23 protein-coding genes are annotated in these 22,750 nt (G+C 60.2%); 21 read left to right on the top strand and 2 right to left on the bottom strand.

All coding sequences use genetic code 11. The features are described from left to right. The first annotated feature begins 14 nt into the window (after positions 1-14). The 21 genes from FFI94_RS05980 (at position 15) to FFI94_RS06075 (ending at position 19,894) form a co-directional block, all read left to right on the top strand. Positions 15-845 carry an ABC transporter permease gene (locus tag FFI94_RS05980; RefSeq protein ID WP_138873620.1) on the top strand — a complete coding sequence of 277 codons (831 nt, stop codon included), beginning with the start codon at positions 15-17 and terminating at the stop codon, positions 843-845. 4 nt (positions 846-849) lie between these two features. Beyond that, a complete protein-coding gene (locus FFI94_RS05985) occupies positions 850-1,938 on the top strand; it encodes an Mce family protein (RefSeq protein WP_138872183.1) in 1,089 nt (362 codons plus the stop codon). Continuing rightward, the gene (locus FFI94_RS05990) at positions 1,935-2,948 is read left to right on the top strand and encodes an MlaD family protein (RefSeq protein WP_260683873.1); all 1,014 of its coding nucleotides are present in this window, start codon (positions 1,935-1,937) and stop codon (positions 2,946-2,948) included. The genes FFI94_RS05985 and FFI94_RS05990 overlap by 4 nt, the downstream gene beginning before the upstream one ends. Then, positions 2,936-3,949: an MlaD family protein gene (locus FFI94_RS05995; RefSeq protein ID WP_138872184.1), complete on the top strand. Its 1,014-nt coding sequence runs from the start codon at positions 2,936-2,938 to the stop codon at positions 3,947-3,949. Before FFI94_RS05990 ends, FFI94_RS05995 begins: the two co-directional genes overlap by 13 nt. A gap of 1 nt (position 3,950) precedes the next feature. After that, a complete protein-coding gene (locus FFI94_RS06000) occupies positions 3,951-4,973 on the top strand; it encodes an MlaD family protein (RefSeq protein ID WP_138872185.1) in 1,023 nt (340 codons plus the stop codon). Between the two features lies 1 nt (position 4,974). Further along, positions 4,975-5,976: an MlaD family protein gene (locus tag FFI94_RS06005; protein WP_260683874.1), complete on the top strand. Its 1,002-nt coding sequence runs from the start codon at positions 4,975-4,977 to the stop codon at positions 5,974-5,976. Beyond that, positions 5,973-6,929 carry an MlaD family protein gene (locus FFI94_RS06010; protein WP_138872186.1) on the top strand — a complete coding sequence of 319 codons (957 nt, stop codon included), beginning with the start codon at positions 5,973-5,975 and terminating at the stop codon, positions 6,927-6,929. Before FFI94_RS06005 ends, FFI94_RS06010 begins: the two co-directional genes overlap by 4 nt. Before the next feature lie 41 nt (positions 6,930-6,970). After that, complete coding sequence (locus FFI94_RS06015) at positions 6,971-7,591, top strand: hypothetical protein (RefSeq protein ID WP_185993135.1); 621 nt, start codon at positions 6,971-6,973, stop codon at positions 7,589-7,591. A 107-nt stretch (positions 7,592-7,698) separates the two neighbouring features. Continuing rightward, positions 7,699-8,277, top strand: a complete 579-nt coding sequence (locus FFI94_RS06020; protein WP_138872187.1) for a carboxymuconolactone decarboxylase family protein — start codon at positions 7,699-7,701, stop codon at positions 8,275-8,277. Positions 8,278-8,375: 98 nt separating this feature from the next. Then, entirely contained in the window at positions 8,376-8,789 is a 414-nt protein-coding gene (locus FFI94_RS06025; protein ID WP_138872188.1) for a molybdopterin-binding protein, read from the top strand. Positions 8,790-8,797: 8 nt separating this feature from the next. Beyond that, positions 8,798-9,607, top strand: a complete 810-nt coding sequence (gene modA / locus FFI94_RS06030; RefSeq protein ID WP_138872189.1) for a molybdate ABC transporter substrate-binding protein — start codon at positions 8,798-8,800, stop codon at positions 9,605-9,607. Further along, positions 9,604-10,413 (top strand): ABC transporter permease, encoded by an 810-nt coding sequence (locus FFI94_RS06035; RefSeq protein WP_138872190.1) that lies wholly within the window; start codon positions 9,604-9,606, stop codon positions 10,411-10,413. Before modA ends, FFI94_RS06035 begins: the two co-directional genes overlap by 4 nt. Continuing rightward, positions 10,410-11,483, top strand: a complete 1,074-nt coding sequence (locus tag FFI94_RS06040) for a sulfate/molybdate ABC transporter ATP-binding protein (RefSeq protein WP_138872191.1) — start codon at positions 10,410-10,412, stop codon at positions 11,481-11,483. Before FFI94_RS06035 ends, FFI94_RS06040 begins: the two co-directional genes overlap by 4 nt. Positions 11,484-11,604: 121 nt before the next feature. Next, a complete protein-coding gene (locus FFI94_RS06045) occupies positions 11,605-13,197 on the top strand; it encodes an FUSC family protein (protein ID WP_260683876.1) in 1,593 nt (530 codons plus the stop codon). 121 nt (positions 13,198-13,318) lie between these two features. Further along, positions 13,319-13,456, top strand: a complete 138-nt coding sequence (locus FFI94_RS33560; protein WP_185993136.1) for a hypothetical protein — start codon at positions 13,319-13,321, stop codon at positions 13,454-13,456. 40 nt (positions 13,457-13,496) lie between these two features. Further along, entirely contained in the window at positions 13,497-14,576 is a 1,080-nt protein-coding gene (locus tag FFI94_RS06050; RefSeq protein WP_138872193.1) for an ABC transporter substrate-binding protein, read from the top strand. After that, complete coding sequence (locus FFI94_RS06055) at positions 14,573-15,394, top strand: ABC transporter ATP-binding protein (RefSeq protein ID WP_138872194.1); 822 nt, start codon at positions 14,573-14,575, stop codon at positions 15,392-15,394. Before FFI94_RS06050 ends, FFI94_RS06055 begins: the two co-directional genes overlap by 4 nt. Further along, the gene (locus FFI94_RS06060; protein WP_138872195.1) at positions 15,387-16,265 is read left to right on the top strand and encodes an ABC transporter permease; all 879 of its coding nucleotides are present in this window, start codon (positions 15,387-15,389) and stop codon (positions 16,263-16,265) included. Before FFI94_RS06055 ends, FFI94_RS06060 begins: the two co-directional genes overlap by 8 nt. 57 nt (positions 16,266-16,322) lie before the next feature. Beyond that, a complete protein-coding gene (locus tag FFI94_RS06065; RefSeq protein ID WP_138872196.1) occupies positions 16,323-17,666 on the top strand; it encodes an LLM class flavin-dependent oxidoreductase in 1,344 nt (447 codons plus the stop codon). After that, a complete protein-coding gene (locus FFI94_RS06070) occupies positions 17,663-18,898 on the top strand; it encodes an MFS transporter (protein ID WP_138872197.1) in 1,236 nt (411 codons plus the stop codon). The genes FFI94_RS06065 and FFI94_RS06070 overlap by 4 nt, the downstream gene beginning before the upstream one ends. A gap of 9 nt (positions 18,899-18,907) precedes the next feature. Next, a complete protein-coding gene (locus FFI94_RS06075; protein WP_138872198.1) occupies positions 18,908-19,894 on the top strand; it encodes an LLM class F420-dependent oxidoreductase in 987 nt (328 codons plus the stop codon). On the opposite strand, the gene FFI94_RS06080 is transcribed toward FFI94_RS06075, so the two are convergent. Both FFI94_RS06080 and FFI94_RS06085 read right to left on the bottom strand, forming a co-directional pair. Beyond that, complete coding sequence (locus FFI94_RS06080) at positions 19,891-20,553, bottom strand: DUF3239 domain-containing protein (RefSeq protein ID WP_138872199.1); 663 nt, start codon at positions 20,551-20,553, stop codon at positions 19,891-19,893. The genes FFI94_RS06075 and FFI94_RS06080 overlap by 4 nt on opposite strands. An 82-nt stretch (positions 20,554-20,635) precedes the next feature. Beyond that, the gene (locus FFI94_RS06085; RefSeq protein WP_138873623.1) at positions 20,636-22,723 is read right to left on the bottom strand and encodes a membrane dipeptidase; all 2,088 of its coding nucleotides are present in this window, start codon (positions 22,721-22,723) and stop codon (positions 20,636-20,638) included. Between the last annotated feature and the right edge of the window lie 27 nt (positions 22,724-22,750).

Here is a 22,750-nt window from a genome sequence, read left to right on the forward strand (position 1 = left end):
TGGGCGGCGGAGTGATGTTGCGTCCTGTTCGGGTGCTGGGTCAAGCAGTAACACGTGGGATCGAAGAAGTCGGTCAAGCCGCCGTGTTCACTGCCAAGACGATCTCGCTGCTACCGAAAACCGTTCGGCACTATCGGAAACAGACCATGACCACGATGAACAACATGGCGTGGGGCAATGGTTCGCTGATCGTCGACGGTGGCGTCGTGAGCTTGATGTTCTTCCTCGGTGTTGCAGTGGGTGCAGTAGTCGCAATTCAGGCCTTCATGGCTTTCGATCTGTTGGGCTTCGGAGCTCTTACCGGGATAATCGGGTCTTTCGGCAACGTCCGGGTGATCGCGCCGATCATCACCGGTATCGGGTTCGCAGCGCAGGCCGGGTGCCGTATGACAGCGGAGATCGGTGCCATGCGGATTTCCGAGGAGATCGACGCCACAGAATCGATGGGCTTGCAAGCAATTCCGTTTGTGGTGGGAACCAGGTTGATCGGCAGCATGCTGATCGTCATTCCGGGATATCTGATGGCCCTCATGGTCAGCTTCATCACCGGTGGTTTCATCATCAAGACTTTTCACAGTCAACCGTCGGGTACCTACGATCACTACTTCAGCCAATTTCTCAGTGTTCCCGATCTAGCTGCCTCTGTACTCAAGGCCGTGATCTTCTGCGGTGTCGTGACGATGATCCATTGCTACTACGGCTATTTCGCCAACGGCGGACCGGCCGGCGTCGGTGCCGCGTCGGGGCAGGCAATCAGGGCGAGTTTGGTAGCGATCGTTGTCCTCAATTTTCTGATGACTGTAGCAATTTGGGGCCTCAGCCCCGAGTTGGCGTTCAAGGGATGATGCAGTGAGCAAATCGAGCAGTCAGGACTTCCTGCGAGGGGTGCCGAGGCGGCAGGCCAAGGTTCTGCATTCAGCAGGACTAGGTGTGATCGTGACGGCATGTGCGGTAGTCGTCTTCGCAGTCTGGATCCTTCCGAAGTTCGATGAACCGAGTGGTATGCCGATCAGTATCGACGTCCCGTTTGTGGGCCCGGGCGTCACGACCGGCACCAAAGTGATCCTGCGTGGTGGCGAGGTGGGGGAGGTAGTCCGCCTCGAGCGGACGGATTCGGAGTCCGTTCGGCTGGATTTGGAGCTTGATCACGACCAAATCAGCGGTCTCACAGATACTTTCGATGTCGACTTTCGGCCCCGGAACTACTTCGGCTCTACGGCGGTGAACCTGGTCAGTCGATCCGGTGGTGTTGCATTGGCGTCCGGGGCTACGCTCGAACGCCTTCCCCTCGGCGACTTCACGATGTCGACCATGATCGAGAAGGGGTCGTTGACAATTGACGGCACCTTGACCGATTCCATGATTACCACGCTGAACAAGACGATCAGGTACACCGATGGATTGACTCCGTTGTTCGACGCCGGACTGATATTTGCCGACCGGGTCGCTCAGACCCAGCGAGAACTACCGAGCGAGCTTCTCGCGTATCTCAACGACGTTCTCGGCGAGATGCCGGCCTTCAACCGAGCCGCGATCGACGCATTGACCAGTATCTACTACAGCGTGTTCAACGTGCGACCGGACGGATCGATCGGAGTGCACGACCCGCTCCTGGACGAGGCAGATCAAGGACTTGCATTGGCGGCAACCAAATTGTTCGGACAAGCAGGCGCGCTATTGGCCTCGCACGGAGATGAATTGACACCCGTGACCCAGGTGGTCGCGACGATCGCAGACATGATCCCGCACCTTCGTGAGGACGGCGCGCAGCCGGAGCGCTTACGGGAAGCGATCGAAAGCCTGGACAATGCGTTTTCCGACACCGATACGGGGAAACGACTCGATCTGCGCATCGTTCTCGACGACATTCCGTCTTTGGCGGTACCTCTCGGAATCACACGCGCATCCGCGCCGCTCGGTGAAGGGGCAGGCCAGTGAGAATAGCGTCGGAGTATGCGCTCACGCTGGTCAAGCTTGCCGTCGCAGTACTGGTTTCGGCGCTGCTGTTCGTCATTGTGGTGAGTGCGATGAAGAATCCAGTGTCCGGTGAAACACACAGCTATAGTGCCGAATTCACTGATGTATCGGGATTGGGTATCAATGGGGACGTGAGAACGCAAGGTGTTCGGATAGGAAAGATCGAAGAAGTTGATCTTGTGCGCGAAGATGGGCGCAGTGTTGCGAAAGTTCGTTTCACCATGGAAACCGACTACGAACTGACCGAGAACACAATCCTGGCAGTCAAGTATCAGAACCTCACCGGCGTGCGCTATATCGATGCCGAATTCGCGGCACTGCCGGGTAATTCGGTGGAGACGCTCTCCGCTGATCGGACACGTCCGTCGTTCGACATCACGACACTGTTCAACGGACTGCAACCGGTGCTGGCCACCATGAGCACAGACGACATCAACACCTTCACCGAGAACGCAATATCGCTCTTGCAAGGTGATGGCGGCGGGTTGGCACCCATGCTCGACGATGCCCAGAAGTTGGCTGATCTCGCGCACGACCGTGAACAGGTGCTGTCGACACTTACCGACAACCTCGCCCGCATCTCCGACAGTATGGGCGGTCGTTCCCCTGAAGTCGTGGAGTTCCTGGAGTCGGTCAGCTTTCCTATCGCCAAAGCGATGTCGGTTCTTGACGAATTCCCGAAGACAGCGAAATTCGGACCCGAATTTCTCACCCCCATAAAGCGTCTCATCGACGGCTCGGGGCTCTACCCCGGAATGGACGTCGACAAGATGATGTCCGATGCTTTCGCGTCGATGCCGGATGCTGCGGAGGCTCTGCGACTCCTGCCCATGGCATTTGCCGGCCTTCAATTACCCAACGCGGCGCCACAGGGTCCTGATGCATTGCACTGCAGTAACGGAGTTGCTCAATTACCCAGTGAGGTCGAGGTTTTGCTGAGAGGTATCGAGGTCGTCGTATGCAACCCCTGACCAGAATTCGAAAGCCGGTAGCACCCGGACCCGAGTCGGAGGTGCGGCGACAAGTCGCGTACGGATCCGCAGTTGTGTTGGCTGTGGTGATTGTGGTCGTACTCGCGACGGTGTTCTACCTCAACCCGCTCGGACGGAAGTCGTTCTCGTTCAGAACTACCGATGCGTCCGCAATCACCGTTGGTCAGGACGTGCGTGTCGCGGGTATCGGCGTCGGATCGGTGACCGCGGTGTCGATGGAGGCAGAGTCGGTAGTGGTGGAAGCCGAGATCGACGATTCCGTCCTGGTCGGGTCCGACTCCCGTATCGAAGTGCGGATGCTCACGCCGGTCGGCGGGTATGCCATCACCCTGATTCCTCTTGGCGAAATACCCATCGGCGACCAACCGATTCCGATGGAACAGGTTCAGGTTCCGTACTCCATCGGTGATGTACTTCAAGCAGCACCGCATGCGACGGACAACATCAAGGGCGACACCGTCGACGCGAACCTGGACGAGGTCGCTCGGGCCCTCGGTGAGAACTCGTCGTCGGTCGGTTCGGTCATCTCGGGAATGACGAGTATTGCCCGAATCATGGACGAGCAACGTGAACAGGTCCGTACCGTCGCCGCGCTTGCCGCGGAGTACACCCAGACCTTCAATGCCAACCGCGAATTCGTCTTCGATCTCATCAGACAGATAGATATCGTCCTGTCCACGTACAACACCACTCACGTGGGATTCAACGAGGCTTACCGGTTGCTCGGCGAGGTCTTGATGACACTTGCGCCCTTCGAGTCGTACTACCTCGAGCACAAGGAAGAGGTGCTCGGTGCGGTGAACCAGGCGAAGTCCGTCATCGAGGATTTCCAGACCACGGTCGGACCGACTATCACCAATCTCGAAACGATGCGTTCGCAACTCGCCGACTGGTTGACACCCGAAGGACTGGCCACTATCGCCGGCGGTCAGCTCATGGCGTCCGATATCTGTGTTCCGGTTCCCGGACGGAAGTGCTGACATGACAAAGAATTCACGTGTATTCGTGACCGTGGGAGCGATAGTCGGGGTTGCACTTGTCACGGTGGCCGGCGTTGCTGCGGCCACCGCTGTGACAAGCGCGGATCGATCGCAGTTCTGCGCGGAGATGCCCGACGCGATCGGCCTGTATGCCGGGAACCCGGTTACACAGATGGGATACGAGGTCGGTCGAGTCGAGTCCATCGAACCCCGCGGGAACCATGTCGAGGTGACGTTCTCCTTGGTCTCTGGACGAGCGTATCCGGAAGATGTTCGCGCCGTTACTCGATCGAAGTCGATTCTTGCCGATCGCACTCTCGAACTGGTGGGAAACTACAGCACCGGTCCTGAGCTGGCATCGGGGAGTTGTATCCCGTTGGAGCACAGCTACACTCCGAAAAGTATTTCCGAGATCACGGGTTCGGCTGCCGATTTCATCGACGCAATTGCGCCGAATGACGGGAATCAGAGCGTCGCCGCCACAGTGGCGGGACTTGAAGAAGCACTGCGGGGGCAAGGGGAGAATGCGCGGGCACTGATGACGCATGCCGCTTCAGCTGCCTCGAATCCAGACAAACTGATTGCGGATATCGGTTCGGCTATTACGAACATGGCTCCGCTTTCCGAAGACGCGCTGCAGAATTGGAGTTCGATCCGGTCGATTGTCGAGCAACTTCCGGACATCGTTGCAGCTGGGCCCACGCTCTGGCCAGGGGTTATTGCAGTATGTGAGGGCATCGGTTGGCTGGTCGCGACGTTGGACGACATCCAACAGAGTTACGGCGCCGATATTTGGTCCTTCATGCACGGAAATGCCACAGCATCGATAAAATTGGCGGCAACTCAGTCGAAAGATCTTGCCGGACTAATATCTTCGATTCCCTCCGTTGCCCCTCTGCTCACCCAGCAGGCGTCGAACCAGAATGAGATCAGTTTTGCCTATCAACCGGCGACCGTGAGGTTGGGCTCTGTCGACGTTCCGCCGGTGAGTTTGCTCGACCTTGTTCTCTTGGAAGGGAACTGACGTGATACGCAATAGAGTGCGGAAGCTGCTGTGCATCATCACGTGTGGCGCTGCCTTATCGAGTCTGTCCGCCTGTTCCCTCGGCCCGGACGATTTACCATCGGCGCGAAGCGGTATCGGCGAGGGCTACGAGATGATGCTGGAATTCTCGAGCGTGATGAACCTGCCGACCGGCGCTGACGTGATCATGGACGGCTTGCGTGTCGGTGAAGTGCGTTCTCTCGAAGTGTCCGGCAACATCGTGACGGTCCATGCCGGCATTAGAACCGATACGAAGGTCCCTGCAAATGCGGGTGCCATTATCCGTCAGGACACACTTCTCGGAGACACCTACATCGCAATTACCCGCGACCCCGAGATTCGCGGTGGCGCAATCCCACCCGGAGGTACTGTTCCGGTCAGCCGGACCATCTCACCCCCTCAACTCGAGGACACCATCGCGGTTCTGGCGAACTTCGTGAACGGCGGAAGCATCCAGAAGATCGAAGATGTCATGGGTCGGGTGAACAGCGTGATGCCGGCGAAGTCTGCTGTCGACGACCTCGCGTCGATCGTGGCTGTGGACATGCACGACCTGGCAGGTCGAACCGGCCAAATCGACCGGACTTTGGACGGATTGAATGCAACTGCGCTCTCGATGACGGACCGTGGCGAACAACTGGCCACGATATTCGACCCCTCGGCAGTCCACTACTGGCGTCGTGTCGCGATCTCCGTCGTATCGCACATCGGTCAGATCCTTCCATCCGTCGGAAGTGTCTACGAAGGTGGATTGTGGATGGTACCCATGTTGAACTCCATGGCAGACTCGGCGGATTCCATCGGTGAAACGTTGGTAGAGGCCCCACGGACGTCGGTGACGGTGGCGAATTTCCTTCGCACCACGTTGATTCCGTTTGCGAAAAGCCCTTCGATCGACATCAAGTCCGTCGAGACATCGGATGGTGAGCAAGTGATCGCCGATGCCGAGAACATCCTTCGTTTGCTAGGAGCGGTGAAATGAGGGGTAAGACATTGATGTCCGTCGTCGGGATGATCGCAATCACGACCGCATCATTCGTGTACATGGGCAAGGCAGGTTTGCAGTTCGGTGCGTTCGAAGATGTGAACTCCGCTCGGATGGAAATTTCAGACACCAACGGTCTCGTTGTCGGTTCGAGGGTGTTGTTGAGAGGGGTGGCAATCGGGCACGTCAGCGACGTGACAGCATCGGCGAACAGCATCGAAGTTGATTGGAATTACACACGTGGGCAGAGTATTCCAGTTGGCAGTGTCTTTCGTGTCGACAATCTATCGGCGCTCGGCGAGTCGTATCTCTCCGTACTTCCACCATCGGAATCCGGACCGTTCATGCAGGACGGGGACAGTGTTCCAGAGTCCCAGGTTGTGGTGCCGACAACCTTCAAGGAACTGTCCGAACGGTTGACCAGGCTGCTCGAACAAGTGGATCCGGTTCAGGTGCAGCAGATTTTCGAGACTGTGGACATTGCGCTTCCTGACGACTTTGCTGTGCTGAACAACCTCAGCCGCGCCGGAGAACTGTTGGCCGCCACACTTGCCCAGCAATCCGACAACATCACAACGCTATTCGAGACTTTGCAGCCTCTTCTCATGGAGAGCGGCACGCTGCCCGCCGGACTACGAGACTCGACTCCGCAGGTCGCAGAATTCGGCCAGGGCTTTCATGATCTGCTGACCGGAATTCATTTTGCAGTGGTGAAAGGACCCCTCCGTGACGGTATCGCGGAAGGTGTCAGCCCGTTCCTGAGTGAGTTGCAGACGTTCCTCGACGAGACCGCTCCGTCCATCGAAGCGATCGGAGTGAATCTACTTCCCGCAGTACAAGCCGGAGCCGCGTCCGTACGAACCGTCGACATCGGGCGCCTACTCGACAACATCCTTGCGGCTACCGCGTCCGGGGACGCTTTGACCGTTCATGCACGAATCCCAGGCTGACTGTTCATTACCCAGGCACGATGTAACGAAGGGCAAAAACCATGCAGGATATCGCCGTTACCCACACTGATGCTGAAGTAGATGCCGAAGGTCGGACGTCCGAATCGTCAACCGATTCTTCTCCCGCAGTACCTCGATCGGTCGCGGTGAAACCGCTTGCGCTCGGTCTCGTAGTTGCACTGCTCGTCATCGGCCTTGCAGTGGTGACGTGGCAACTTCGATCCACGTCGGATGAACTCTCCTCGATCCATTCGGCAGAAGCAGGTCGAGCACAGGCCGAGCAGATCGCCCTGGATTACGCGACCGGGGCCGCGGAGATGGACTTTCGAGATCTGCCCACCTGGCGCACGAGACTGACACAGGGAACCAGTTCGGAACTGTCCAACCGGTTGACGCAAGCGTCGTCATCGATGGAGCAGATCATTTCACCGCTCCAATGGACATCCACCGCGCAGCCGATCTCTGCGAAGGCGGTAGCGGGTGACGGCGGTGTCTATTCGGTGGACTGCTTTATCAGTGTCATGACCACCAACAGCCAAGCTCCTGAGGGAATCATGTCGACAGCGACGTACAAACTCACCATCGACAGTGGAGACGACTGGAAGATTACGGAGATCAGCGGAATCGACTCGGCACTTGCTGGTGATGCGGCTCCTCGCTGACACGGCGAAGTCCCTCGACGTGCTGCGTTAATCACGTTTAGAACCCAGCATTCGTTCCACTCTGTAAGTGGCGCCGATTGTGGTGCCACAGACTTACGGAGGTTGCCATGACCCGCATACCTGCAGTGGCGCCCGGTGATGCCGGACCACTGATCAAAGTGGCGTACAAGTTCGCGGCCCGGCAGTTCGACGAGGTCCCAGAACCGTTTGCCGTGCTCGCGAACCACAAGAAGCTGTTTCTCGCGGCTGCCCGACATGAAATGGCAGTACAGAAAGCGTCGAAGGTACTGCCGGTGAGTGTCCGGGAGTTGGCCGTCTACCGCGTGGCCTCCACCGTCGGCTGTTCGTGGTGCGTCGACTTCGGCACGATGCTCGCACGTCTGGACGGCCTTGACGTCGAGCGTTTGAAAGCGATTGAGCATTATCGGGATTCGCCGCTCTACAGCGAGGACGAGCGAGCAGCCATTGCGTACGCAGACGCGATGACAGGTTCCCCTCGCGGCGAGCACGGTGTCACCGACGAGCAGGTCGCGGATCTCGAAACTCGGTTCGGCCGGGCCGGCGTGGTGGAGCTGACCTATCAGATCGGGCTCGAGAACATGCGATCCCGGATGTACTCCGCATTGGGGATTACCGAGCAGGGCTTCAGCACCGATTCCTGCCGGGTTCCGTGGGCGGAGGACTGAACATGTAAGTCCGCAAGAGCGGACAATTTGATCTGTTTTTAACGCATCTGCGGGCGTTTGGGCTTGTTTGGTACTGCTGTGAGCCCTACGATCACGAGGTGCCCAACATACGAATACGCGAGGCGGCCGGACTGCTCGGTGTCAGTGACGACACTGTGCGTCGGTGGATCGACAGCGGTCAACTGAGTGCCGCGGCCGACGATTCGGGGCGCAAGGTGATCGACGGAGCCGAGTTGGCCGCGTTTGCGCGATCCAACGCGGCTCCCGCGCCCACGGACCCGCTCAGTACCGGCACGTCGGCCCGCAATCGGTTTGCCGGCCTCGTGACCAAAGTTGTCACTGACACGGTGATGGCCCAGGTCGAATTGCAATGCGGGCCGTTCACGGTGGTCTCGTTGATGAGTGCAGAAGCGGTCCGGGAGTTGGGGCTCGAAGTCGGCAGCATCGCAGCAGCAGTCGTCAAAGCCACCACCGTGATTGTGGAAACCCCGTCAACGCCCAAAACTCAGTAAGGAAAACAGTGAAGAAAGCTCTCGGAATTGTTGCCGCAGGATTTCTCTCGCTTGCCTTGGCAAGCGGATGCAGTAGTTCGGACAGTTCGTCATCCGCGACGTCGACAACATCTGCGGCGCCTGCGAGCACCTCGGCAAGCGTGACCGGTGACATCACAGTCTTTGCGGCGGCCTCGCTGAAGAACACCTTCACCGAACTCGGCAAGGAGTTCGAAACCGAGAACCCTGGAACTACAGTAACTTTCAGTTTTGCCGGTTCCTCGGATCTGGTTGCGCAGATTATCCAGGGCGCTCCCGCGGACGTGTTTGCGTCAGCAGATGCGGCAAACATGAAGAAGGCTACCGATGCGGGAGTGGTAGCGGGCTCACCTTCAGACTTTGCGAGCAATACCCTCACGATCGTGGTGCCGCCCGGAAATCCCAAGGGAATCACCTCGTTCGCCGATGTGAACAAGGAGGGAACACAATTGGTGATCTGTGCTCCCCAGGTTCCGTGCGGGGCGGCAACAAAGAAGGTGGAAGAATCCACCGGTCAAACTTTGACGCCGGTCAGTGAGGAATCGTCGGTGACCGACGTGCTGAACAAGGTCACCTCCGGTCAGGCAGATGCCGGCATCGTGTACGTCACCGACGCGAAGTCCGCGGGTGACAAGGTTGAGACCGTCGCCTTCCCCGAAGCGACAGCGGTTGTCAACCTGTACCAGATTGCAGGACTGAAGGATTCGAAGAATTCTGCGGCCGCCACCAAGTTCGTCGATCTCGTGAGCGGGCCGAAGGGTCTGGCTGTACTGACAAATGCAGGATTTGCCGCTCCGTGATTCGAATCAGACCGGCAGTCCGCGCTCCGCTCGGGCTGCCGGTATGGATTTATCTCCCTGCCGTAATCGGCGGGGCCTTCGTGATAGTTCCGCTGCTGGCGATGCTCCAGACGGTGCACTGGTCGCAGTTCTGGCAACTCGTGACCTCGGAGTCGTCGGTTGCGGCTTTGAAGCTCAGCCTGAAGACCGCCGCGATGAGCACAGTGCTCTGCATACTCTTCGGTGTACCGATGGCTGTGGTGCTGGCGCGCAGCAGCTTCCGTGGACTGTCGGTACTGAGGTCCCTGATTCTGCTGCCGCTCGTTCTGCCTCCGGTGGTGGGCGGAATCGCGCTGCTCTACACGTTCGGCCGCAAAGGTCTGATCGGGGAGCAGTTGGAGGTACTCGGAATTCAGATTGCATTCTCCACGACCGCAGTTGTTCTGGCACAAACGTTTGTCGCACTGCCGTTTCTGGTGGTCAGTCTCGAAGGTGCGCTGCGGACGGCAGGCACTCGGTACGAGGCAGTGGCATCAACGCTCGGAGCCAGACCAACCACGGTGCTACGACGCGTCACCCTTCCCCTGGTGCTTCCCGGTCTGGTCTCGGGAGCGGTACTTGCCTTTGCGCGCGCGTTGGGGGAATTCGGTGCGACGCTGACGTTTGCCGGCAGCCTACAAGGAGTCACGCGCACCCTGCCGTTGGAGATATACCTGCAACGTGAGAGCGATCCGGATGCTGCCGTGGCCCTTTCACTGGTCTTGATTGTTGTTGCCGTGGTCATCGTTGTTGCCGTCCGCGGACGTGGATCGGCGGGATCGTTGTGAGCGGCTTGCACGTGGACGTCGAAATCCCCGAACGCGACGTGATCGCCTCGTTCGATGTTGCGGCCGGTGAGGTGACGGCAATACTCGGGCCGAACGGCGCCGGAAAATCGACAGTGCTGGCTGCTGTTGCGGGACTGCATCATCCGCACCGCGCGCGGATCGAACTCAATTCACGGGTGCTGACCGATACTTCTACGGGAGTCGCCGTGTCTCCGCACAAACGTGGGACGGTCCTGCTCGCCCAAGATGCACTGCTCTTTCCCCATCTCAGTGCTGCGGACAACGTCGCGTTTGCCCCTCGCAGTGCCGGGCGGTCCCGGCGTGAATCCGCGCAGTCGGCCCGTCACTGGCTCGGCGCCGTCGACGCCGGCGAGTTGGCTGATCGCAAACCGTCGCAGCTGTCCGGGGGACAAGCACAACGTGTCGCCGTCGCACGTGCACTGGCAGCTGAACCGGAACTCCTTCTCCTCGACGAACCGATGTCGGCGCTCGACGTATCGTCGGCCCCGGCGCTGCGGTCCTTACTGCGACGAGTGCTGCGAACCGGTAACCGCACCGCCGTTCTGGTAACTCACGACGCGCTTGACGCCTTGGCGCTCGCGGATACCGTTGTGGTTCTGGATGGTGGGCGCGTCGTCGAACGCGGAGATGTCCGGACGGTGCTGACGCGTCCTCGCAGTACGTTTGCCGCCAGGATTGCCGGAATGAATCTGCGCAGTGGCATCATGTTCGAAAACGATTCGATCCGAACTCCCGGTGGTACCGCTATTGCCGGCCTTACCGAAGTGACTGTGCCAGTGGGTAGCCCGGCGGTCGCGATGTTCGAACCCAGTGCAGTGTCTGTCTATCTCCAACCGCCGCACGGGAGCCCGCGCAACACTTTCGAGGTCACCGTCGCCGAGATCGAGAATCGAGGCTCGACCGTTCGGGTGCGAGCCGAGGACAACGAGGGACAGCCGGGACTGTCGGCCGACATCACGACTGCGGCGGCGGCAGAGCTGGATCTCGTTCCAGGCTCGATGGTGACCTTCGTTGTCAAGGCGACCGAGACGCTGATCTACGCTCAATGACGTCTCACACGTAATTCGGCTCGAAGGATGGGTAGTGAACCCCGAAAACGCATCACCAGGGGAGTCTACCGTTGTACCAGCTCCACGGCCCGCCCGGAGTGTGTTGTTCGGATTACCGCCCGTGGGAAACCGATTCCCCGGAGCCGTTCGGGTGGCACTCGCCCTGGCGATTCCGGCGACCGTCGCCACGCTCCTCGGATACGGTTCCGCGTCACTTCTGGTCGGCCTGGGTGCCTTCGCCTCGATCTACGGTGAAGGCCGGCCGTACCGGAGCCGGTGGAAAGCCGTCGGCATTGCCGCGCTGGCCTTGACCGTTCTCTCGTTCATCGGAGCATCGGTGGGAGAACCGATCCACCGAGCGATTTCCGAGGGAGCGCCCGAGACTCTCCTGATACTCGTCATTCTGGTGATGGCGGTGGTGGTGTCGACCTGTGCGTTCACGGTGGACGCGTTGCGATTGGGGCCACCGGGAGCGTTCTTCCTGTTGCTGACCACCGAGATCAGTTCGGTCATCGCCACTCCGGGACAACCACCGGCAGAGATTGCTGTGTGGACGGCGATAGGCGGCGTGAGCGCACTACTCGTATCCATGACGGGGATCCTGTGGGCGCCGAGAGCGGTGGAACAAGCCGCTGTTGCGGCGGCAGTGTCGGCTGTCGACGAATACGTAGCGGTGACAGATCAAGCGAACCGTCACGCTGCCGCGCTGAGACTGCAGGACGCATGGCAATGCCTGTACCGCGGAAAGATTGTCGGTACCGAGCATCCGCTCACCCGTGAGTTGGAACGCGCACAGATGCTGATGGCGCGAGCCCTTTCCGACGATCACGATCCGGAGTTGATGTCGGACGCAGCGTTCGACGTCGACGAGATCGGTGTGTATCCGCCATTGCCGTATCCGACTATTCGGTACAGATTTCTCCGGGTGTGTAATCCTTCCAGTCGAGCGACGATCACTGCAATCCGATTGCTTCTGGCCTGCACCGCAGCGGGTAGCCTGACGGTTCTTCTCGGAATCGACCGACCGGATTGGGCAGTGATTGCCGCTGCGATGGTTCTTCACCAGGGTCCGGATCGAATTCTGGGAACCTATCGGGGTATTCACCGGATCGGCGGGACCGTTCTCGGATTGCTGGTACTCGGCGTGGTGTATCTGTGGGGTCCGAGCGGCCTTGCCATGGTGGCCGTACTTGCCGTGCTGCAGTTGGGAATCGAACTGTTTCTGGTGCGCAACTATGGCGTCGCCGTCATCTTCATCACGCCGATGGCAATTCTTCTGGGCGCGGCAGGCGGCGCACACGGCACCGTGGCGCACCTGATCCTGAGCCGAATGCTCGAAACAGCAGTTGGTGTTGTCGTCGCACTGATCGTGCTGTGGACGGTGGGTCGCCAAGCGCATCGCCGAACCTTGGAGTGGGTCGACGGGCGTGCGGCGCATCTGCTCGGTGTGCTGCTCAACGACATTCGGTCGGCACAGCGTGCGCCGAGTGCGGAACTGTGCCGCGACCTGGAGTTCGAACTTCGCGGCGCCGCCATGGCGGGGATCGACGCAGCGCACAACGAACCGGACTGGGCAACACAGAAGTGGGCAGCGCACACCGAGTTGCATCACCTCGGATCCGATGTGCTGCACAGATTGTCGTTCGGCATTTCGGTGTCGCGCTCGCACCTTGACGACTGGGAACGACGCTACGCCTCGTGCCGGTCGAGCTGACTAAGCAGCGGGGTACCTGCCCCGTCTCGGTGGTCTTCAGACATTAAACCCGGCGTGAATGAAACCGTTGACCCAGGTAGGGGGCGCCGACGTATGGTGTCGGCACTGCCTTTCTACGGTAATGCCTTCCACGTTTGGAGTCCCGCGTGTTCTCGTCCTGTCGCTGTTGTCGCTGACCGACAAGCACTCACACCTGCCTCGCACAGCACGTGCGGCGCTGCGTGACACTCGCCCGTCGAGCATTCTCCGGGCGGCGTAGCCGATCACGGCACCAATCATCTTCTACAGGAAGTTACTTCATGATTCGCCCCCGTTTCGCGCGCTCTGTTGCCGCGGCCCTCACCATTGTCTCGCTGGCCGGACTGGCTGTCGCCTGCTCCGGTTCCTCCGACGAAGTGGTCAAGACCGCCGACGGCAAGACCGTCCTTCGCTACGAGGGAAGCGCAGGTCAAGTCATCTACCCCGAACTTGCTGCCGACCTCGGCTATTTCAACAATGTGGAACTCAACTGGATCGGTGATACGACCAGTGGTCCCCAGAGCATTCAGAATGCCGCAACAGGGCAGACCGAATTCGGTGGAGCATTCAACGGCGCGGTGGTGAAGTTGGCCGCCGCGGGGTCCCCGATCACCTCGGTCATCGGCTACTACGGTTCGGACAAGCAGACCTTCAACGGCTACTACGTACTCGACGACAGCCCGATCAAGTCGGCGAAGGACCTGATCGGCAAGAAGGTCGGAATGAACACGCTCGGTGCGCACCACGAGTTCGTCGTCCGTGAATGGCTTGCGCGGGAAGGTCTTACGCCGGACGAGATCAAGCAGGTTGAACTGATCGTGGTTCCGCCGGTCAACACGGAACAGGCACTACGCCAAGGTCAGATCGACGTCGCAACTCTCGGATCGGTCTTCCGCGATTCTGCCCTCGAACGTGGTGGTCTGCGTGAGCTTTTCACGGACGAATCGCTGTTCGGATCATTCACCTACGGCACGTTGGTGTTCCGCGACGACTACATCGCGCAGAACAAAGACGCAGTCGCCGATTTCGTCCAGGGAACTGCACGCGCAATTCGTTGGACGCAGACGCACTCACGCGATGAGGTAGTCGCCAAATTTACCTCGATCATCAACTCGCGGGGACGCAACGAAGACACGAAGCTGATCAGCTACTGGAAGAGCCCGGGAGTCTCCGGCCCCGGCGGAGTGATTGAGGACGTCGAGATCAGCACCTGGATCGACTGGTTGACCCGCAACGGAGAACTGGACGAAGGGAAACTAACTCCGTCGGATATTTACACCAACACATTCAACCCGTACGTCAACGGAACGTACACACCCGAAAGTGGCGCTGACGGAGAGGCATTGGAGGTCGGAAAATGAGCATTCAACCGAAACTTCGGCTAGAGGACGTCACCAAGGAATTCGACATTCGTGGGACAAGCGAGAAATTCACGGCAGTCGAAGACATCAATATCGACGTGGCGCCGGGGGAGTTTCTGGTTCTCGTCGGGCCCAGCGGCTGCGGCAAGTCCACCCTGCTCGACCTACTCGGCGGCCTCAGTTCTCCCACAGCGGGACGAATCCTTCTGGATGGCAAGCAGATCACCGGGCCGGGCCTCGATCGCGGAATTGTCTTCCAGCAGTACGCGCTACTGCCGTGGCGTACCGCCCGTCACAACATCGAGTTCGGGCTCGAGGCCAAGGGCGTCAAGAAGAGCACGCGACGCGAACTCGCCGACCATTACCTCGAACTTGTCGGTCTGGAAGGCTTCGCCGATCGGTACCCCCACGAATTGTCCGGCGGCATGAAGCAACGGGTGGCCATAGCTCGCAGTCTTGCGTTCGACCCTGAAGTGTTGCTGATGGACGAACCCTTTGCGGCCTTGGACGCGCAGACCAGGGAATCGCTGCAGGGAGAGCTGCTTCGGATCTGGAAAGCGACGGGCAAGACGATTCTGTTCATCACTCACGGGATCGACGAGGCCATCTATCTCGGACAACGTGTGGCCGTCCTGACGTCTCGGCCTGGCAGAGTGAAGACGATCGTTGATATCGACATCGACCGATCTGCCGCCGACGTCCGCTCCGGTGAGCAATTCCGCGACTACCGGCACCAGATCTGGACATTGCTGCACGGTGAAGTGGAACGTGCGCGGACCGACGAGCTTGACCCGACGAAGGAGACCGCGAATGTCTAGCGCGCTGGCAACTCCGGAACTGGTCACCGCGCCGGAACCGAAATTAGAGCAGCATATCGAAACTGTCGCGCGTAAGTCGGCCAATCAGGCCGGCGCCGCAGCACGCTACGTGCGGTCAACGGCATGGCGCGTCGCCAAGCCTTCGATTGCCATCGCAGTTCTTCTCGGAATCTGGGAATTGGCGCCGCGGTTGGGACTGGTGGACAAGGTTTTCCTCCCACCGTTCAGTGAAGTGGTGTCGGCGTTTTTCGCTCTGGCCGCCAATGGCCAACTGCAAGAACACGTCACCGCAAGCTTGACCCGGGCCTTGACCGGATTTTTTGTGGCGGTAGCGATCGCGGTTCCGTTGGGCATCGCGATCGCGTGGTACCGTCCCGTCTCGGACTTCCTCAATCCGATACTCGAATTATTCCGCAACACAGCGGCTTTGGCGCTACTTCCCGTATTCGTGCTGATTCTGGGAATCGGCGAAGAATCGAAGATTGCGCTGGTGATCTATGCCTGCACCTTCCCGATCTTGCTCAATACGATTTCCGGAGTGCGCAGTGTCGAGCCACTGCTCGTCAAATCTGCTGTATCACTCGGATTCTCGCCGATCAGGTTGTTCCAGAAGGTTGTTCTCCCGGCCGCGGTGCCGACCATCTTCACCGGTATTCGGATGTCTGCCGCGTCGTCGATTCTCGTGCTGATAGCAGCCGAGATGGTCGGAGCCAAAGCTGGTCTCGGTTATCTGATCACCGCATCCCAGTTGAACTTCCAGATCCCGAACATGTACGCGGGAATCGTCGCGATCTCTTTGCTCGGCCTGACCATCAATGGTGTCCTGGTGCTGATCGAACGTCGGCTTTCGCGCTGGCGTCCCGCCACATGAGCGCTGGCGTCCCGCCAACTGATACTCGTCACCCACCGGAAGGAAAGTTCTTTCATCATGTCCGAACGGCAGTTTCACCTGAACGCATTTCTCATGGGCGTCGGCCACCACGAAGCAGCGTGGCGCCACCCGAGAACCGACGCGGCTAACTTGTTGGACGTCAAGCATTTCCAGAATCTGGGCCGCATTGCTGAACGTGGGAAGCTCGACTCGGTGTTCTTCGCCGACGGTTTGGCTGTCGGTCCGCGCGTCAAGCACAACACCCAGGCAATTTTCGAGCCGGTCACCTTGCTGTCGGCGATAGCAGCAGCGACAGACAAAGTCGGTCTGATCGCCACCGCCTCGACCAGCTACGGCGATCCGTACACCCTGGCCCGGAAGTTCGCATCGCTCGACCACATCAGTGGTGGACGCGGCGGGTGGAACATCGTCACGTCGGCCGGCGCCGATGAAGCAGCGAATTTCGGACTGGATGCAGTCCCGGCGCACAGTGATCGCTACGCGCGTGCCGAGGAATTTGTCGATGTGACACTTGATCTCTGGGACAGCTGGGAAGAAGGCGCAATTGTGCTGGACGAGGAGTCCGGCGTGTTTGCCGACCAGGATCGCGTACACCGCATCGACCACGACGGTGCGCGATTCACGGTTGCCGGTCCGCTCAATTCGCCGAGATCGCCGCAGGGCCGGCCACTACTGGTGCAAGCGGGTTCCTCCGAAAGTGGTAAGGATTTTGCGGCGCGGTACGCCGAAGCGGTGTTCACCGCGCAACGAACACTCGAACAGGGCCAAGACTTTTACACCGACCTCAAATCCCGTTTGATCAGGTACGGGCGCAGTCCGGGCGATCTCAAGGTGCTGCCGGGAATCGTTCCATTCATCGCCGACACGGAAGCTGAAGCCAAAGCTCTCGAGCAGTCGTTCACCGACCTGATCTCGCCGGAGTACTCGCTGCGCCAACTGTCCAATATGGTGGGCGTCGACCTCACGGAGCACTCGCTCGACGCACCTCTGCCCCCATTGCCCGATCTCGATCACATTCAAGGCAACAAAAGTCGATACCAACTGGTCAAGGACTTGGCAGAGACCGAAAAGCTCACTGTCCGTGAGTTGATCGGAAAACTGGGCGGTGGACGTGGACACCGTACCTTTGCCGGAACAGCGGAGCAGGTTGCCGACGAGCTGACCGAATGGTTCGAGAAGGGGGCGGCCGACGGCTTCAACATCATGCCGCCGTACCTGCCGGGTGGACTCGAGATTTTTGTCGATCAGGTTGTGCCGATTCTGCAGTCCCGCGGTCTTTTCCGTACGGAATACACCGAATCCACGTTGCGTGGACACTACGGCCTCGCGGAGTCGGTCGGTAAGCGCTCCCCGGCCGTGGTGGCAGAAGTGAGCGCGTGACGGAAACTGTTCCCCGAGCGCAGCCGGGAGTAGGCGCGCTCAAGCCCTTGGTCACAACGGTTTTTGTCCCGGCTGCGATTTTCGGTATCGGTCAGGGCGCGGCGGCACCGATCATGGCTGTGACGGCCAGGGACCTCGGGGCGTCGATCACCGTTGCGGGACTGATCGTTGCACTCGGCGGATTGGGCGCTGTTCTCGGTGATTTACCGGCCGGTCGAATCGTCTCGCGCTTCGGTGAACGTCGGTCCATCATTGGTGGAAGTGCCCTCGGTGCAACCGGAGTGGTGATCTGCCTGTTCGCCGCGACTCCCGGGGTACTGGGAATCGGAGCCTTGCTGACAGGATTGGCAAATGCGGTGTGGGGCCTGGCTCGGCAGAGCTACCTCGCCGAGACGGTTCCGCTACACCTGAGGGCCCGGGCCATGTCGTCCTTCGCGGCGATGTGGCGATTGGGATTCTTTCTCGGACCACTGATCGGCGCCGGGGTGATTGTGATGATGGGCACCCGCGGCGGATTCCTGGTGCAGTTGGTCGGAGTTGTACTCGCCGGTGCTCTGATGGCGCGCGTTCCCGATCCACCACGTACCGGAGGCGAGAATCGTGAGGAGCATCGACTTGTCACGCTGACCGACATTCTGGGACGGCATCGTGCACCGTTGTCGACACTCGGAATCGGATCTCTCCTGATGGGCGCCGCTCGGGCGTCGAGGGAAGCGGTGCTTCCACTGTGGGCTCTGCATCTCGGGTTGGACGCTGCCCAGGTCAGCGTGATCTTCGGTGTCGGTGCGGCAGTGGATCTCTTGTGTTCGTACCCGGCCGGGCACATCATGGACCGCTACGGCCGAAGACTGGTGGCGGTCCCGTCGCTCACTGTGATCGGAGTGTCGTACCTGCTGCTGCCGTTGTCGACCGGAGCACTGGGATTGACCGCGGTGGCCGTTGTCATGGGCATCGGCAACGGGTTGGGCAACGGGGTGATCATGACTCTCGGTGCGGATATCGCTCCACCGGCCGAGCGAGCCGAGTTTCTTGCAGCCTGGCGCCTGACCCATGATGCGGGGATGTTCGGCGGACCCCTTGCGATCGGTGTGCTTGCCGCCGCAGTTCCCCTCGGTTGGGCCTTTGCAGCCTTGGGAGCGACGTCCTTTGCCGGCGCGGCGGTGATGCACCGATATATTCCGCGCTACTCGCCGTTCGTGGCGGCGGAGGCGGAACGCGGACGGTCTGGGTAGGCTCGCGGCATGCGATTCGGACTGTTTGTTCCTCAAGGCTGGCGCCTGGACCTGGTTGGCATCGACCCTGCACAGCAGTGGGAGGTGATGCGTGACTTCACATTGCGCGCTGAAGCGGGGCCGTGGGAGTCGGCGTGGGTGTACGACCATTTTCATACGGTTCCCGCTCCGACCGAGGAAGCAACGCACGAGGCGTGGACCCTCATGTCGGCGCTTGCGGCGTCGACATCGAGTATCCGGCTGGGACAGATGTGTACCGCCATCAGCTACCGCAACCCCGCATACCTTGCAAAAATTGCCGCCACCACCGATCTGATCAGTGGCGGTCGCGTCGAAATGGGTATCGGCGCGGGTTGGTACGAGCAGGAGTGGCGCGCGTACGGTTACGGTTTCCCCTCTGCCGGTGAGCGACTCGGCCGTCTCGACGAGGGAATCCAGATCATGCGGCAGTCGTGGTCGAAGGGCAGCGCGACGCTGGACGGCAAGTACTACCAGGTTGACGGCGCGATCTGTCGGCCACTTCCACTTCAGGACAAGGGAATCCCGTTGTGGATCGCGGGCGGTGGCGAAAAGGTGACCCTGAAGATCGCGGCAAAATACGCGCAGTACACCAACTTCGACGGCACACCCGAAGGATTCGGGCGCAAGTCCGAGATCTTGAAGAAGCACTGCGACACCGTGGGTACCGACTTCGACGCCATCGTTCGCTCGGCCAACTACAACGTTGCCATCGGATCGACGGAAGCCGAAGTGGCCGAGCGGCTTCGGGTGGTGAAGGACCGGTTGACACCGTTGGTAGGTGAAGCTGCTGCCGAAGCGGCGCTGGATGCGTTCCGCGGTATGCCCGCCGTCGGAACACCGGAACAGATCATCGAGAACCTGTCCGCACTCAAGGCACAGGGACTCGAATACGGGATTTTCTACTTCCCCGAAGCGGCGTACGACACCTCGGGCATCGAGTTGTTCGAACGTGAGGTGTTGCCGGCGTTGCGCTAGCGCAGGTTGTCGGGCAGGTCAGCGGGCTCGATCATGACGCGACGTTCCGGGTGGGTGCGAACTTCCTTCGAATCAGCGAGGCGACTCTGAAGGAAGTTCCACTCACTTGCACTGATCGCGGCGCTGGCGCGGGCAAGGACTCGGGCGTCCTTGGTGCCCCATTCGATGGGCATCGGATTGACCATCTGCCAGTCATGGTCCTTGCTTCGCGTGGAGCGGTCCGACCGCAGGGCCACCGACGGAACACGATCGCCGACCTTCCAATGCGGGTTGAGTCGGACGTTTCGGCTGACCAGTGCGTATCGGGGTCCTTGTGCGGACGGCTTCGCGATGTCGATCAGCGCGGTCAGTGTCGCGGCGCGGGGGTGAATCTCGGAGACGATCGCGGGTACCAACGGGTTGTCGCTGTACAACTTTTCGATGCTTCCCACCTTGCGTGGGGCCCACACGGCAACGCCCAGTGAGCTGATCGCACCAACGGCGAGAACAGCGCCGACGATGATGGACCACACCGCGCCCATGCTGATGAGCCACGCGGTGAGCCCGGCGAGTATGAGTGCGAAGATCACGGCAGAAACCTGCAGACGACGAACATCTGCCAACGTGTCGTTGACGGACTTTGCGTGAGCCTTGTCGACGGTGAACTGGAAATCAGCCACTGATGTGTTCCTTCGCAGGTGGCGGGCGGGCGTACTCGGTCGAGGGCCCCTGAAAACTCCAGGAGCCACTCCACCAGGGTAACTACTTCCGCGCGCGCTCCCACATCTGCAGGTAGGCCTCGGCGCCGCGGCTCATATCGTCGATAATCTGATCGCCGTCCGGTCCTGCTGCAATACGCATGTCCGCAATCCAGTCGGGGATCAATCCGTACTGCGCGACACCGTCGACGTTGACGTCGAAGACACGATCGCCGGCGCGCTGCTTGTCCATGACGGTGCCGTCGAAGGCGGTGTACGGGTACTGCAATGGATTGACGTCGGCATCACTGCGCGGAGCTGCCTGCGGGCCGAACCCGTTGGTGTCTGCGCCGTAGCCGAATCCGAAGTAGTAGTTTTCGCTTCGCATCTCCCGGGCTTCGCGCCACTGGTCGATGAAACCGGTCTCGCCGTGCTTGCCGTCGGAAGAATCGAGTTTGCCTGCGTACAGCGCGACAAAACCACCGAGGGCGTAGATCCGCCGGTAGAGGCTGGGGTCGCTCCAACTGTGGCTCGACACAACACCGGAGTAGTGGGCGGATTCGAGAATATCGAGTGTCGATTCCGCTGTCTTGACGCTCATGTGGTCGATGTCGATGATCATGCCGCGATCCATCAACCCGCGGATGGTGTGTTCGCCGAGAGCACTCAGCCCGCGTGAATTACATTGCGCGCCGGCCGGGTACACCGGAAGCGTCACTCCGGGTGGAAGTACTGCGAGTAGATTTTGGGCGCCGTCGATCTTGGTGGGCAGCACGTTGTCCTCGGCGACGCCGGTGCACGGCTCGGACTGCCAGAACTCCCCAGTGCCCAGGTAGTTGCCGATGTCGACGGCCACCCCGGTGATGCCACCGTCGAAACGCGTTCCGCCCAGGGCATTGTCGAATTTGTGGGTCACGATCATCTGCCGGACACCCAGATCGTAGAGTTCGTCCAGACCGCGGTCGATGTCTTCGGTAGTGCACTGCGGGACGTTGTTTCGGAGAGTGCATCCGAAGGGTTCAGACACCTCGATACCGAGCGTGACGGCCAGTTTTCCGTCAGCCGCTACCTGCCTGGCTTCGGCCGGGGAGCTGACGATCCGGAACCAGCCACGGCCAGGGCCCCCGTACTGTGCGTCGACGTAATCCTGGATCTCACGGGTCTGCTCGGCCTGGATCCGGATCGTCTCCATTTCGTTGCACGGATTGCGTTTGCTCGGATACAGCTCGCACAGAACACGATTGGCAACAAGAAGGTTGGTGAAGATACGCAAACCGCCGCGCCACGCACGTTCCACCCACGTGTAGTAGGTCTGCTCGTGAGTCAGGGAATCATGAGCCGGCCAATCGGGGAAAGTAGGCCATCCCGCAGTGTCGTGGGTTGAAAAGGGATCGCCGAAGGAGAGAACATTCTCGAGGAGCGCCGGCATGCCGTTGGGTTGATGGTCCGGGCAGTCGACCAGCGCAGCAGTCACACCTCGCGGATCAAAAGGCTTCCCGCAGTGCAGATTTCCGCCCATGAACTCGGACGCATTCATGTGTACGTGCGTGTCGATGAAGCCGGTGACCTCGCCGCCCGGGCCGATCTCCGTCGGCGCGCCCGTGGCGTTCACCTCGGCTTCCGGGAAATCTGCACATCCGGTGCGGGGGATCAGGGCAAACGACGCGGCGTCCGGCGCGGCACCGGGGTCGGCCAGCGACAGCGTGGAATTTTGGCTGACCAACGCTCGACCGTTCGTGGTGGCCGTGAGAACGAATGTGTCGCCGCTCGACATCACGGTCCAGTCCGTCGCCGGGGTTGCGGTCGCTGTCGCCATGACGGCGTTGGCGTCGTCATGGGCGAGCATCGATCCGTCGGTGCCGTAGAACATGAACCGGCCGAGTTGAGCTGCATGGAGCCTGAACGATTCGGCGTCGTCGACGGTGGTTCCGGCGCTGCGGTATCCGCTGCCGTCCCGGCTGACGAACGCGCCGCCGGCACTCTGTAGCGCGTAGCAGCCGTTCGCGAGCTGAAAGACCGTCGTACCGGCCGCTACCGGAGTCGCAGAACTGACGCCGGTGGTGGCGACCACTCCGACTGCTGCCAGCAGCGAAGCCGTCAGAAGCGCAATAACTCCGCCCAGACGACCGCGTGAACGTGTAACCGAGCGCAGCATGCGCGACTCCCCGATAGGCACAAG

The organism is Rhodococcus sp. KBS0724, assembly GCF_005938745.2.
Taxonomy (GTDB): domain Bacteria; phylum Actinomycetota; class Actinomycetes; order Mycobacteriales; family Mycobacteriaceae; genus Rhodococcus_F.

Bases quoted from the DNA above. Each gene is read 5' to 3' on its own strand.
- FFI94_RS06020 (WP_138872187.1), top strand. From the start codon at position 7,699: ATGACCCGCATACCTGCAGTGGCGCCCGGTGATGCCGGACCACTGATC.
- FFI94_RS06075 (WP_138872198.1), top strand. From the start codon at position 18,908: ATGCGATTCGGACTGTTTGTTCCTCAAGGCTGGCGCCTGGACCTGGTT.
- FFI94_RS05995 (WP_138872184.1), top strand. From the start codon at position 2,936: ATGCAACCCCTGACCAGAATTCGAAAGCCGGTAGCACCCGGACCCGAG.
- FFI94_RS06010 (WP_138872186.1), top strand. From the start codon at position 5,973: ATGAGGGGTAAGACATTGATGTCCGTCGTCGGGATGATCGCAATCACG.
- FFI94_RS06015 (WP_185993135.1), top strand. From the start codon at position 6,971: ATGCAGGATATCGCCGTTACCCACACTGATGCTGAAGTAGATGCCGAA.
- FFI94_RS06050 (WP_138872193.1), top strand. From the start codon at position 13,497: ATGATTCGCCCCCGTTTCGCGCGCTCTGTTGCCGCGGCCCTCACCATT.
- FFI94_RS06065 (WP_138872196.1), top strand. From the start codon at position 16,323: ATGTCCGAACGGCAGTTTCACCTGAACGCATTTCTCATGGGCGTCGGC.
- FFI94_RS06055 (WP_138872194.1), top strand. From the start codon at position 14,573: ATGAGCATTCAACCGAAACTTCGGCTAGAGGACGTCACCAAGGAATTC.
- FFI94_RS33560 (WP_185993136.1), top strand. From the start codon at position 13,319: ATGCCTTCCACGTTTGGAGTCCCGCGTGTTCTCGTCCTGTCGCTGTTG.
- FFI94_RS05980 (WP_138873620.1), top strand. From the start codon at position 15: ATGTTGCGTCCTGTTCGGGTGCTGGGTCAAGCAGTAACACGTGGGATC.
- FFI94_RS06000 (WP_138872185.1), top strand. From the start codon at position 3,951: ATGACAAAGAATTCACGTGTATTCGTGACCGTGGGAGCGATAGTCGGG.
- FFI94_RS06060 (WP_138872195.1), top strand. From the start codon at position 15,387: ATGTCTAGCGCGCTGGCAACTCCGGAACTGGTCACCGCGCCGGAACCG.